General features: G+C 67.6%; 10 protein-coding genes. All 10 read left to right on the top strand.

Annotated features, from left to right (window positions below):
- Window positions 1-15 precede the first annotated feature (15 nt).
- Window positions 16-288, top strand: a complete 273-nt coding sequence (gene fliQ, locus BCR55_RS07535; protein WP_006401718.1) for a flagellar biosynthesis protein FliQ — start codon at window positions 16-18, stop codon at window positions 286-288.
- 23 nt (window positions 289-311) lie between these two features.
- Complete coding sequence (gene fliR, locus BCR55_RS07540; RefSeq protein ID WP_006411157.1) at window positions 312-1,094, top strand: flagellar biosynthetic protein FliR; 783 nt, start codon at window positions 312-314, stop codon at window positions 1,092-1,094.
- Window positions 1,095-1,292: 198 nt separating this feature from the next.
- Entirely contained in the window at window positions 1,293-2,297 is a 1,005-nt protein-coding gene (locus tag BCR55_RS07545; RefSeq protein WP_035489485.1) for an ABC transporter substrate-binding protein, read from the top strand.
- Window positions 2,298-2,404: 107 nt separating this feature from the next.
- Window positions 2,405-3,202: an ABC transporter ATP-binding protein gene (locus BCR55_RS07550; RefSeq protein WP_006407286.1), complete on the top strand. Its 798-nt coding sequence runs from the start codon at window positions 2,405-2,407 to the stop codon at window positions 3,200-3,202.
- Between the two features lie 16 nt (window positions 3,203-3,218).
- The gene (locus tag BCR55_RS07555) at window positions 3,219-4,076 is read left to right on the top strand and encodes an ABC transporter permease (protein WP_088928974.1); all 858 of its coding nucleotides are present in this window, start codon (window positions 3,219-3,221) and stop codon (window positions 4,074-4,076) included.
- Window positions 4,077-4,161: 85 nt separating this feature from the next.
- On the top strand, window positions 4,162-5,529 hold the full coding sequence (locus tag BCR55_RS07560; RefSeq protein WP_045593751.1) for a sensor histidine kinase: 1,368 nt from the start codon (window positions 4,162-4,164) through the stop codon (window positions 5,527-5,529).
- Window positions 5,530-5,542: 13 nt separating this feature from the next.
- Window positions 5,543-6,220: a response regulator gene (locus tag BCR55_RS07565; RefSeq protein WP_053296650.1), complete on the top strand. Its 678-nt coding sequence runs from the start codon at window positions 5,543-5,545 to the stop codon at window positions 6,218-6,220.
- 275 nt (window positions 6,221-6,495) lie between these two features.
- Complete coding sequence (locus BCR55_RS07570; protein ID WP_059938084.1) at window positions 6,496-7,629, top strand: porin; 1,134 nt, start codon at window positions 6,496-6,498, stop codon at window positions 7,627-7,629.
- A gap of 766 nt (window positions 7,630-8,395) precedes the next feature.
- Window positions 8,396-10,414 carry a site-specific DNA-methyltransferase gene (locus BCR55_RS07575; protein ID WP_006401726.1) on the top strand — a complete coding sequence of 673 codons (2,019 nt, stop codon included), beginning with the start codon at window positions 8,396-8,398 and terminating at the stop codon, window positions 10,412-10,414.
- On the top strand, window positions 10,414-13,440 hold the full coding sequence (locus BCR55_RS07580; protein WP_065494399.1) for a type III restriction-modification system endonuclease: 3,027 nt from the start codon (window positions 10,414-10,416) through the stop codon (window positions 13,438-13,440). The genes BCR55_RS07575 and BCR55_RS07580 overlap by 1 nt, the downstream gene beginning before the upstream one ends.
- Window positions 13,441-13,456 lie beyond the last annotated feature (16 nt).

A 13,456-nucleotide genomic window follows, 5' to 3' on the forward strand; every position in this document is an offset into this window, starting at 1 on the left:
CGACGGAGGCCCGCAATGACGCCCGAACAGGTAATGACGCTCGCGCACCAGGCGATGATGGTCGGCCTGCTGCTCGCCGCCCCGCTGCTGCTGGTCGCGCTCGCGGTCGGCCTCGTCGTGAGCCTGTTCCAGGCCGCGACGCAGATCAACGAAGCGACGCTGTCGTTCATTCCGAAGCTGCTCGCCGTCGCCGCGACGCTCGTGATCGCCGGCCCGTGGATGCTGACGACGATGCTCGACTACCTGCGGCAGACGCTGCTGCACGTCGCGACGCTCGGCGCCGGCTGAGCGGCGCGCGGCGGCCGGTTCCGATGTTTTCCGTTACGTATGCGCAGCTCAACGGCTGGCTGACCGCGTTCCTGTGGCCGTTCGTGCGGATGCTCGCGCTCGTCGCGACCGCGCCGGTGGTCGGACACGCGTCGGTGCCCGCGCGCGTGAAGATCGGCGTCGCCGCGTTCATGGCGCTGATCGTCGCGCCGACGCTCGGGCCGATGCCGGCCGTCACCGTGTTTTCCGCGCAGGGTATCTGGATCGTCGTCACGCAGTTTCTGATCGGCACCGCGATGGGGTTCACGATGCAGATCGTGTTCGCGGCCGTCGAGGCGGCCGGCGACTTCATCGGGCTGTCGATGGGGCTTGGCTTCGCGACCTTCTTCGATCCGCATTCGAGCGGCGCGACGCCCGTGATGGGCCGGTTTCTGAACGCGGTCGCGATGCTCGCGTTTCTCGCGGTGGACGGGCATCTGCAGGTGCTGGCCGCGTTGACCGCGTCGTTCCAGTCGCTGCCGGTATCGGCCGATCTGCTGCACGCGCCGGGCTGGCGCACGCTCGCGGCGTTCGGCGCGACCGTGTTCGGGATGGGGCTGCTGCTCGCGCTGCCGGTCGTCGCGGCGCTCTTGATCGCGAACCTGGCGCTCGGGATTCTGAACCGTGCGGCGCCGCAGATCGGCGTGTTCCAGGTCGGCTTTCCGGTCACGATGCTGGTCGGGCTGTTGCTCGTGCAACTGATGGTGCCGAACCTCGTGCCGTTCGTGTCGCGGCTGTTCGACATGGGGCTCGACGCGATTGGGCGCGTCGTGCTGGGGTGGCGTTGAGGCGGTGAGGGGCGGCGAATGCGACGCGCTTGGCGCCGCCGGCCGGCCGCTCGACCGCACCGGTGCCCCCAATTGCTGGAAAACCCCTAAACGAATCGCGCCCCCGTGAAAGGTTGCGGAAGGTTTCGCGTTCCTATACTCGATGCGACGATGCAGCAAGCATCACGCCACACGAATACAACGAACGGAGACAACCCGATGCGACCCATCCTGCGCACCCTCGCCGTCGCAGCCAGCCTGAGCTGCGCGCTCGCCGCGCACCCCGCCCTCGCCGACGACGGCGGCAAGATCACCATCATGGTCGGCGGGATCGCGAAGCTGATCTATCTGCCCGCGCGCCTCACGCAGGAACTCGGCTACTTCAAGGCCGAAGGGCTCGACGTCGAGCTGCTGTCGCAGCCGGCCGGAGTCGACGCGGAGAACGAGCTGCTCGCGGGCGCCGTGCAGGCCGTCGTCGGCTTCTACGACCATACGATCGACCTGCAGAGCAAGGGCAAGGACGTGAAGGCGATCGCCGTGTTCGGCCAGGTGCCGGGCGAGGTCGAGATGGTGTCGACGAAGGCCGCGCCGACGTTCAAGTCGATGGCCGACGCGAAGGGCAAGACGCTCGGCGTGACGGGCCTCGGCTCGTCGACGAGCTTCCTCACGCAGTATCTGGCGCTGCAGCACGGCGTGCCGTCGACGCAGTACACGATGCTGCCGGTCGGCGCCGACGCGAGCTTCATCGCCGCGATCAAGCAGGGCCGCATCGATGCCGGGATGACGACCGAGCCGACCGTGTCCGCACTCGAGAAGATGGGCGACGCGAAGGTGCTGGTCGACATGCGCACCGTGGACGGCACGCGCGCGGCGCTCGGCGGCACCTATCCGGCCGCGAGCCTCTACGTGCAGTCCGCGTGGGCCGATTCGCACAAGGCGCAGGCGACCAGGCTCGCGCACGCGTTCGCGAAGACGATGCAGTTCATCCACACGCACAGCGCGGAGGAAATCGCCGCGAAGATGCCGGCCGACTACCAGAAGGACAAGGCGCTGTACGTCGCTGCGCTGAAGGCGTCGCTGCCGATGTACACCGCCGACGGCAAGATGCCGGCCGACGGCCCGGCCACCGTGCTGAAGGTGCTGTCGGCGTTCAACCCGTCGGTGAAGGGCAAGCACATCGATCTCGCGCGCACCTACACGAACGAATTCGTCGCCGCGAAATAGACGCAGGTTCGCGCGCGGGCGGCCCGAGCGCCGTCGCGCGCGCCGTTCCGGCCCGGCTGGCCGGCCAGGCGCCGCCTCGGCGCCATCTTCACGCGCAGGACTATGCGATGAACCAGGCAGTTTCCGCGAGCACGCCGGCGATCGAGTTTCGCAACGTGTCGTGCCGCTTCATTTCACCGGAAGGCAAGGCGACCGTCGCGCTGCGCGAGTTCAGCATGAGCGTCGCGCGCGGCGAGTTCATCGCGATCGTCGGGCCGACCGGCTGCGGCAAGTCGACGACACTGAACCTGATCACCGGGCTGCTCAAGCCCGCCTCGGGCGAAGTGCGCGTGATGGGCCGCCCGGTCGACGGCATCGATCCGCGCATCGGCTTCGTGTTCCAGGCCGACGCCGTATTCCCGTGGCGCAACGTGATCGACAACGTCGCGGCCGGCCCGCTGTTTCGCGGCCGCTCGAAGGACGTCGCGTATGCGCAGGCCGAGGAATGGATCCGCAAGGTCGGCCTCGACAAGTTCACCAAGCACTACCCGCATCAGCTCTCCGGCGGGATGCGCAAGCGCGTCGCGCTCGCGCAGACCTTCATCAATCAGCCGGAGATCCTGCTGATGGACGAGCCGTTCTCCGCGCTCGACATGCAGACGCGCACGCTGATGCAGGACGAGCTGCTGCAGCTCTGGTCCGCGAACAAGGGATCGGTCGTGTTCGTCACGCACGATCTGGAGGAAGCGATCGCGCTCGCCGATCGCGTGTTCGTGCTGACTGCGCGCCCGGCGACGCTCAAGCGCGTGTATTCGATCGACCTGCCGCGCCCGCGCGTCATGTCGGAGGTGCGCTACGACGCACGCTTCATCGAGATTTCGAAGGACATCTGGCACGACCTGCGCGAAGAAGTGCAGATCGGCTGACAGCAAGGACAGGAGCATGACCGACATGACGCTTCCCCCCACCGCCCTGCCGGCGACGTCCCTCGAGGACGACGAGCGCGCCGCGCAACGCCGGCTGCGCCGCCGGCGCACGCTGATCGTCACGCTGCGGATCGCCGTACTCGTCGTCGTGCTCGGCGGCTGGGAGCTGGCCGCGCGGCTGAAGTGGATCGATCCGTTCTTCTTCTCGATGCCGTCGCTGATCTTCGATCAGATCCGCGACTGGTTCGTGAACGGCACCTCGCAGGGCCCGCTGCTCACGCAGGTCTGGGTCACGCTCGAGGAGACCGCGATCGGCTTCCTGATCGGGTCGGTCGCCGGCGTGATCTGCGGGATCGTGCTCGGCCGCAACAAGCTGATGGCCGACGTGTTCGGGCTGTACATCCAGATCGCCAACTCGATTCCGCGCGTCGTGCTCGGCTCGGTGTTCGTGATCGCGCTCGGCCTCGGGATGGCGTCGAAGATCGCGCTCGCGGTCGTGATGGTGTTCTTCGTCGTGTTCGGCAACGCGTTCCAGGGCGTGCGCGAAGCCGACCGCTACCTGATCGCGAACGCGCAGATCCTCGGCGCGTCGCGCCGGCAGATCACGACGGCCGTCGTGATTCCGTCCGCGCTCAGCTGGATTCTCGCGAGCCTGCACGTGAGCTTCGGTTTCGCGCTCGTCGGCGCGGTGGTCGGCGAATTCCTGGGTTCCAAACAGGGGATCGGCCTGCTAATCTCCACCGCCCAGGGTGCGTTCAACGCGAGCGGCGTGTTCGCGGCGATGATCGTGCTGGCCGTGGTCGCGCTCGCCGCCGACTATCTGCTCACCTGGGTCGAGAAACGGCTGCTGAAGTGGCGCCCCGCCGTATTCTGAGCGCCGCCGTCACGTAGAACACGACACCGCCACCGCGCCGGCCACCCCGGCGCGGCGGCGTTTCGAGCACAAGGAGCGACGATCGATGGCGCACAGCCTGCGCGGACGGCTGCTGTGGTGGCTGCTGCTGCCGCTCGCGGTGTTCGTGCTGATCGCGGCCGCGATGGCCTACGACGCCGCGCGGCGCACCGCCGATCTCGTGCAGGACAGCACGCTCGTCGCGTCCGCACGCACGATCGGCGAGGACATCGAGTGGCGCAACGGACTGCCGGTCGCCGACGTGCCGCCCGCCGCGCTCGAAATCTTCGAATCGCCGTCGCGCGATTCGGTGTTCTACAAGGTGATCGACAGCGACGGCCGTCTGCTGGCCGGCAATCCCGCGCTCGACGTCGTTGCGCGGCACGGCGCAGAGCCCATCGCGTACGACACGACGCTCGACGGCACGCGCTTGCGCGCCGTTGCCTACGACCGCCAGCTGTACGACGAAGGCCAGGTCGATACGGTGACGGTCGTCGTCGCGAAGACGACGCGCTCGCGCAGCGCGATGGTCGCGACGATCTGGCGGCCGCAGCTCGTGCGGCTCGCGCTGATGCTGGTGCTCGCGGTCGTGCTCGTCTATCTCGGCCTCACGTTCGAGCTGCGGCCGCTGATGAAGCTGAAGGACGATGTCGCCGATCGCGGGCCGATGGAGCTGGAGCCGATCCGTCCGGAGCGATTGCAGCATGAGCTGCGGCCGATCGTCGACGCGATCAATCAGTGCATCGCGCGGCTGAACACACACACGGCGACGCAGCGGCGCTTCATCGCCGATGCGGCGCACCAGCTGCGTACGCCGATCGCGGTGCTCGACACGCAGATCCAGTACGCGCAGCAGCGCGGGCACGAGGATCGCGAACTCGCGTCGGTGCTCGACAGCATGCAGCGCAGCAGCCGCAAGATGGCCGACGTGACCGACAAGCTGCTGCTGCTCGCGCATGCGGAAGCGACGCCGTCGACGCTGCTGACGCAGCGCGTCGATCTGGCCGCGCTCGTGTCGAGCGTGCTCGAGGAGACGATCGTGCTCGCGCAGCGGCGCGACATCGATCTCGGCGCGGAGCTCGGCGAGCGGCTCGACGTCGCGGGCAGCGGCAGCCTGCTGAGTGCACTCGTGACGAATCTCGTCGACAATGCGGTGCGTTACACGCAACCGGGCGGCTGTGTGACCGTGGCCGCGCGACGCGACGGCGACACGGTCGTGCTCGACGTGATCGACGACGGCCCCGGCATTCCGGCGGAAGCGCGGCCGCACGTGTTCAAGCGCTTCTACCGCGTGTCGTCCGACACGGAGGGCTCGGGGCTCGGCCTCGCGATCGTCAGCGAGATCGCGCAGGCGCACGGCGGCAGCGCGACGCTCGCGCCGGGCCCCGGCAACCGGGGCGTCGTCGTGACGGTGCGGCTGCCTGCGTACGATTGAAGAGAACGCTGCGATGAAACTCCTGCTGGTCGAAGACAACGCCGAACTCGCGCACTGGATCGTGAACCTGTTGCGCGGCGAGGATTTCGCCGTCGACTGCGTCGGCGACGGCGAACGCGCGGACACCGTGCTGAAGACCGAGCGCTACGACGCGGTGCTGCTCGACATGCGGCTGCCGGGCATCAGCGGCAAGGAGGTGCTCGCGCGGCTGCGGCGCCGCAACGACAACGTGCCGGTGCTGATGCTGACCGCGCACGGGTCCGTCGACGACAAGGTCGACTGCTTCGGCGCCGGCGCCGACGACTACGTCGTCAAGCCGTTCGAATCGCGCGAGCTCGTCGCGCGCATTCGCGCGCTGATCCGGCGGCAGGCCGGCGTCGGCTCGACGCAGCTCGTGTGCGGCGACCTCGTCTATGCGTTCGGCACGCGCGAATTCCGCTGCGGCGACGCGCCGCTCATGCTGCGCCGACGCGAGCATGCGATCCTTGAAACGCTGATGCTGCAGCAGAACAAGACCGTGTCGAAGGCGCGGCTGATGGACAGCGTGTTCGCGCTCGACGACGAACCGAGCGCGGATGCGATCGACATCTACATCCATCGGTTGCGCAAGCATCTGGCCGCGAGCAGCGCAGAGATCATCACGCTGCGCGGGCTCGGTTACATCCTTCGCGCGAAGGCCGGCACGGCCTGAGCGTTCCTCGCGCGGGGGCCCGCGCCTGCAGTGCGCCGCGTGCCGGCCGCGCCTCCGCTTCGCATCGATTCGCATCCCCAATCATCGACTAAACCGTGAGCGGCATGCACGCGCTCGGTGTTTTCACCCATTCGTGCACGGCAACCGGGAAAGCGGCGTGAAGGATTGCGCGCTCTACGATGATGCGCGTCGGTCGACTCGCAGCGACCGGCATGTGCGGGCATCCATTAGGGATACCAATAACCGAATTTCGATGCGGCAGCTCGGAGGAGACGATGTTGAAACGCAAAACCCTGACCCTTTCCATCGCGGCGGCCGGCCTGTGCGCCGCGACCGGCGCGTATGCGCAGTCCAGCGTGCAGCTCTACGGCCTGATGGACCTGAGCTTTCCGACTTATCGCACGCACGCGGATGCGAACGGCAAGCATGTGATCGGCATGGGCAACGACGGCGAGCCGTGGTTCAGCGGCAGCCGCTGGGGGCTCAAGGGCGCGGAAGACATCGGCGGCGGCACGAAGATCCTCTTCCGGCTCGAAAGCGAATACGTGGTCGCGAACGGCCAGATGGAAGACGAAGGCCAGATCTTCGACCGCGACGCATGGGTCGGCGTCGAGGACGAGCGCTTCGGCAAGCTGACGGCCGGCTTCCAGAACACGATCGCGCGCGACGCGGCGGCGATCTACGGCGACGCCTACGGCGCCGCGAAGCTCAGCACCGAAGAAGGCGGCTGGACGAACTCGAACAACTTCAAGCAGATGATCTTCTACGCGGCCGGCCCGACCGGCACGCGTTACAACAACGGGATCGCGTGGAAGAAGCTGTTCTCGAACGGCATCTTCGCGAGCGCCGGCTATCAGTTCAGCAACTCGACCGCGTTCGCGACCGGCTCCGCGTACCAGGCCGCGCTCGGCTATAACGGCGGCCCGTTCAACGTGTCGGGTTTCTACAGCCACGTAAACCATGGCGGCTTTCGAAACCAGACGTTCTCGGTCGGCGGCAACTATACCTTCAGCATCGTGCGCGTGAACGCCGGCTACTTCCGCTACAACGGCGATCAGGGTTCGCTCGGCCAGCGCCACGACAACGCATGGACCGTGTCGCTGAAGGTCGCGCCGCAGGGCCCGCTCGACTACGAACTCGGCTATCAGCAGATGCGCATCAAGAACGCCGCATACAACGCGGACGGCTTCACGCCGAACGCGAACCTCGGCGCGTTCAGCCTGACCAACGGCGTCGGCAACGGCTTCAAGGAGACGCTCTACGCATCGTTGTTCTATCACCTGAGCAAGCGCACCGAGCTGTATCTGGCCGGCGACTATATGAAGCTGCACGGCGGGTATAAGGTCGCGTCGACGTTCGGCTCGAACAACCAGCTCGAACTGACGACGGGTATTCGGACGCGGTTCTGACCGCTGCTTCGCGCAGGGCCGGCCGTCGTGCCGTGCCCGCGCGCGGCTCCGCGATTGTCGATACAGGCACGCCGGCGTATTGCACCGGTCGTGCCTTTTTTGTCTTGCGGTGGCAGACGGCCGGTCGGCTGTGAGTGTCGACGCACGAGCGAGGCCTTCGCTGTCGGCTGCCCGCCGACCGCATACCAAAATGGACGCAATACGATATCTCGTCGTCGCGCGTTGCTGAAGAATTCAGCGTTTTCGAGGCGCGACGACCGTCGTGTCGCGGCGGCCCGACGGCCGTCAGGTACTGACGCAGATGATATCGACACGACGTTTCCAACGAATCGCCGTTCTCGGCTGGCTGGCCGCCGGCTGGCCCGCGTACGCGGCAAGCCTGCTCGACGCGGTCAATGCGGCGCGAGGATTCGACGCGGGCATTGCTGCGGCACGCGAGGCGCGGTTGGCCGGCCACGAGAAGCGCTGGCAAGGGCCGGCAGGTCTATTGCCGCGCGCGCAGATCGACGGCCACTACACGAAACAGGACATTTCGCATCGCTGTTTACGCTTGAACCGCTGGAATGGGGCAAGCGGTTCGCACCGTGCGAAAATCCGGCGGCTGCCGCGCCGCGCGTCCCGTGCCACGCCGACTCGTGATTTCGGGCCATATCAACGCTTGACCTGCGCCGACCGACTCGCTAGCGTTTCGGGTTTGCCCGGGCGGCCGTTGCCGCCGATGCCGCGGCCGCGCCCCACGTTGCCGGCGCGGGCGGCCGGGCCCCCGATGGAAAAGACGATGCAGAAACTCGATGCGGCGAACCCGCTGGCGATGTCGACGGATTTCACGGCCGACAACGTCGCGCGCCTGAAGGCGCTGTTCCCCGAACTCGTGACCGAAGGCCCGGAAGGCGTATCGGTCAACGTCGACGTGCTGAAGACGCTGGTCGGCGACCGCACGGTCAGCGACGCCGACGAGCGCTACGGCTTTCACTGGCACGGCAAGCGCGACGCGCGCCAGGCCGCGCTGACGCCCTCGACCGGCACGCTGCGGCCCTGCCCCGACGACAGCGTCGCATGGGACGACACGCGCCATCTGATGATCGAGGGCGACAACCTCGACGTGATGAAGCTGCTGCACAAGAGCTACGCGGGCAAGGTGAAGCTCGTCTATATCGATCCGCCGTACAACACGGGCAACGACTTCGTGTATGCGGACGATTTCAGCGACAGCATCCGCCACTACCTCGCGATGACGGGGCAGACCGAAGGCGGCGTGAAGCGCAGCACGAACACCGAGGCGAACGGCCGGTTCCATACCGACTGGCTGAACATGATGTATCCGCGGCTGAAGCTCGCGCACGCGCTGCTGTCCGAAGAAGGGCTGATCGTCGTACATATCGACGAGCACGAAGTGCACGCGCTCGTGCTGATGCTGCGCGAGATCTTCGGCGAGGAGAACGAGCTCGGCGTCGCGGTGTGGGACAAACGCAATCCGAAAGGCGACGCGCGCGGCATCGCGTACCAGCACGAGTCGCTCGTGCTGTTCGCACGCAATGCGGAAACGCTGCTCGAGCGCGCGCCGCTGAAGCGGCCGAAGCGCAACGCGCAGCGCATGCTCGACGCCGCGCACGACGCGATGTACCGCAGCGGCACGCCGAAGGATGCGGCGAAGGCATACCGCGCGTGGGTGAAGGCGCAGACGAACCTGTCCGGCGGCGAGGCGATGTACGACCGGCTGTCGGAGGACGGGCGCGTGTACCGTCTCGTGTCGATGGCGTGGCCGAACAAGAAGAAGGCGCCCGACGAATACTTCACGCCGCTGCTCCACCCGGTCACCGGCAAGCCGTGCGCGATGCCCGCGCGCGGCTGGCGCAATCCGCCGGCGACGATGCAGGCGCTGCTCGAGCGCGGACAGATCGAGTTCGGCCCGGACGAAACCACGCAGCCGCAGCGCATCTACTATCTCGACGAAAACATGTACGAGAACGTGCCGTCGGTGCTGCCGTTCGGTGGTTCCGACGACGCGCTGCTCAAGGCGCTCGGGATTCCGTTCGAGCAGCCGAAGCCGGTCGACTTCGCGGCGGCCGTGATCGGCTGGTGCACGCGCGGCGACGACATCGTGCTCGACTGCTTCGCGGGCTCCGGCTCGACCGGCCACGCGGTGATGCAGGTGAACGCGACCGACGGCGGCGCGCGCCGCTACATCCTCGTGCAGCTGCCCGAACCGCTCGATCGTCGCGACAAGACGCAGCAGGCCGCCGCCGATTTCTGCGCGAAGCTGAAAAAGCCGGCGACGCTCGCCGAAGTGACGAAGGAGCGTCTGCGCCGCGCCGCGCAGCAGGTCGCGCGCGACTATCCGGAAAGCTATGGCGACCTCGGTTTTCGCGTGTACCGGCTCGACACGACGAACGTGATCGAGTGGGATCCGCGCCGCGACGACTTCGACCATGCGCTGTTCGCCTCGGTCGAGCACGTGAAGACCGGCCGCACCGACGACGACCTGCTCGCCGAACTGACGCTGAAGCTCGGCCTCGACCTGTGCACGCCGGTCGAGCATCACACGATCGCCGGCAAGACCGTGCATCTGATCGGGCGCGAGATCGTCGCGTGCTTCGACGCACGCGTGTCGCGCGACGACGCCGAGCCGCTCGCCGACGGGATCGTCGCCCTGCTCGACGCGAGCGGCGCGACGCGCGACGTCACGTGCCTGTTCCGCGACAGCGGCTTCGTCGACGACGTCGCGAAGCTCAATCTCGCCGCGCTGCTCGAACAGCACGGCGTGAAGCGTGTGCGGAGCCTGTGATGCGGCTGCACTTCGAAGCGGATCTCGACTATCAGCGCGACGCGATCGACGCCGTCTGCGACCTGTTTCGCGGCCAGGAATCGTATCGCGGCGACTTCAGCGTGCTCGCGAGCGCGGCGCCCGGCACGACGGCCGCCGCGCAAGGCTCGCTCGGCTTCGCGATGTCGGAGCGCGGCGTCGGCAACCGGCTGTCGCTGACCGACGACGCACTCGCGCGCAACCTCGCCGACGTGCAGCTGCGCGGCGGGCTGCCGCCCTCCGGCTCGCCGGGCTCGCGCGATTTCACGGTCGAGATGGAGACCGGCACCGGCAAGACTTACGTATATCTGCGCACGATCTTCGAGCTGAACCGCCGCTACGGCTTCACGAAATTCGTGATCGTCGTGCCGTCGATCGCGATCAAGGAAGGCGTGCACAAGACGCTCGCGATCACCGAGGATCACTTCCGCGCGCTGTATGCGGGCGTGCCTTACGACTACTTCCTGTACGACTCCGCGAAGCTCGGCCAGGTGCGCCACTTCGCGGCGAGCGCGACGATCCAGATCATGGTGATGACGGTCGCCGCGATCAACAAGAAGGAAGTCAACAACCTCTACAAGGACAGCGAGAAGACCGGCGGCGAGAAACCGATCGACCTGATCCGCGCGACGCGGCCGATCGTGATCGTCGACGAGCCGCAGAGCGTCGACGGTGGGCTCGAAGGGCGCGGCCGCGAGGCGCTCGCCGCGATGGATCCGCTCTGCACGCTGCGCTATTCGGCCACGCACGTCGACCGTCATCACATGGTGTACCGGCTCGATGCGGTCGACGCGTACGAGCGCAAGCTCGTCAAGCAGATCGAGATCGCATCGGCGATCGTCGAGGATGCGCACAACAAGCCGTACGTGCGGCTCGTCGGCGTGTCGAACCGGCGCGGCGCGATCAGCGCGCGTCTCGAGCTCGACGTCGCGACCGCGAACGGCGTGAAGCGCCAGCTCGTGTCGGCCACCGACGGCGACGATCTCGAGCGCCTGACGAAGCGCGCGCTCTACGCGGGGCTGCGCATCGGCGAGGTGCATGCGGCGAAGGGCGCCGAGTACGTCGAGTTGCGGCATCCCGAAGGCGAAACGTTCCTGTCGCTCGGCGAGGCGTTCGGCGACATCGACACGCTCGCCGTGCAGCGCGAGATGATCCGCCGCACGATCCGCGAGCATCTGGACAAGGAGTTGCGCCTCGCGGAGCGCGGCGTGAAAGTGCTGTCGCTGTTCTTCGTCGATTCGGTCGAACGGTATCGACGCTACGACGAGAACGGGATGCCGGTCAAAGGCGAATACGCGCTGATCTTCGAAGAGGAATACGCGCGCGCGGCGCGCGTGCCCGCGTATCGTGCGCTGTTCGACGGCGTCGACATCGCGCGCGAGGTCGAGCGCGCGCACAACGGCTACTTCTCGATCGACCGCAAGGGCGGCTGGACCGACACGAGCGAAAGCAGCGCCGTCGCGCGCGAGAACGCGGAACGCGCGTACGGGCTGATCATGCGCGAGAAGGAAGCGCTGCTGTCGTTCGACACGCCGCTGAAATTCATCTTCTCGCACTCGGCGCTCAAGGAAGGCTGGGACAACCCGAACGTATTCCAGATCTGCACGCTGCGCGACATCCAGACCGAGCGCGAGCGCCGCCAGACGCTCGGCCGCGGGCTGCGTCTCGCGGTCGACCAGGACGGCGAGCGCGTGCGCGATCCGGGCGTCAACACGTTGACCGTGATCGCGACCGAGCGCTACGAGTCGTTCGCGGAGAACCTGCAGAAGGAAATCGAGGCCGACACCGGCATCCGCTTCGGGATCGTCGAGCAGCACCAGTTCGCCGCGCTGCCCGTGCAGGAAGGCGACGGACCCGCGCATGCGCTCGGCGTCGAACTGTCGCGCGTGCTGTGGATGCATCTGCACGAGCAGGGCTACGTCGACGCGCAGGGCAAGGTGCTCGACCGGCTGAAGGACGCGCTGCGGCAAAGCGCGCTCGTGCTGCCCGACGCGTTCGAGTCGCTGCGCGCGCCGATCGTCGCGACGCTGCGCAAGCTGTCGGGCCGCTTCGCGGTGCGCAATGCCGACGAGCGTCGCGCGATCGCGCTGCGGCGCGATGCATCGGGCAAGGCCGTCGTATTCGGCGACGATTTCCGCGCGCTATGGGATCGCATCCGCCATCGCACCGTGTATCGCGTCGATTTCGACAATGCGAAGCTGGTGCGCGACTGCGCGGCCGCGCTGCGCGACGCGCCCGACATCGCGCGCGCACGCCTGCAATGGCGCAAGGCCGAGATCGACATCGGCAAGTCGGGCGTCGAGGCGATCGAGGTCGGCGGCGCCGGCACCGTGCTGATCGACGAAGGCGAACTGCCGCTGCCCGACCTGCTGACCGAACTGCAGGACCGCACGCAGCTCACGCGCCGCTCGCTCGCGACGATCCTCGCGGACAGCGGCCGGCTCGACGATTTCCGCGTGAATCCGCAGCAGTTCATCGCGGTCGCGGCCGATGCGATCAATCGCTGCAAGCGGCTCGCGCTCGTCGCGGGCATCGCGTACCGGAAGCTTGGCGATCGTCACGTACACGCGCTCGAATCGTTCGAGAGCGAGGCGCTGACCGGCTATCTCCGCAACCTGCGGCTCGAGGCGCGCAAGTCGATCCACGAGGCCGTCGTCTGCGAGACCGACGCGGAGCGCGCATTCGCGGACGCGCTCGAGGCGCACGGCAGCGTGAAGCTGTATGCAAAGCTGCCCGCGTGGTTCCGCGTCGCGACGCCGCTCGGCAGCTATCACCCCGACTGGGCCGTGCTCGCCGAGCAGGACGGCAGCGAGCGGCTGTACTTCGTCGTCGATACGCCGAATGCGGACGGCGATACGCCGACCGAGCACGAGCGCGCGAAGCTCGCGTGCGGCGAAGCGCATTTCCGTGCGCTGGCCGACGGCGACGATGCGGCGCGGTTCGTGCGCGTCCGGCACGTCGACGCGCTGTTCGACGTCGCTGCGGCGCCGACGCGCACGGCGCGGTAAGGCGAGCGTCGGCGGC

It is taken from the genome of Burkholderia sp. CCA53, from assembly GCF_001685525.1.
In the GTDB taxonomy this organism is placed as follows: Bacteria; Pseudomonadota; Gammaproteobacteria; order Burkholderiales; family Burkholderiaceae; genus Burkholderia; species Burkholderia multivorans.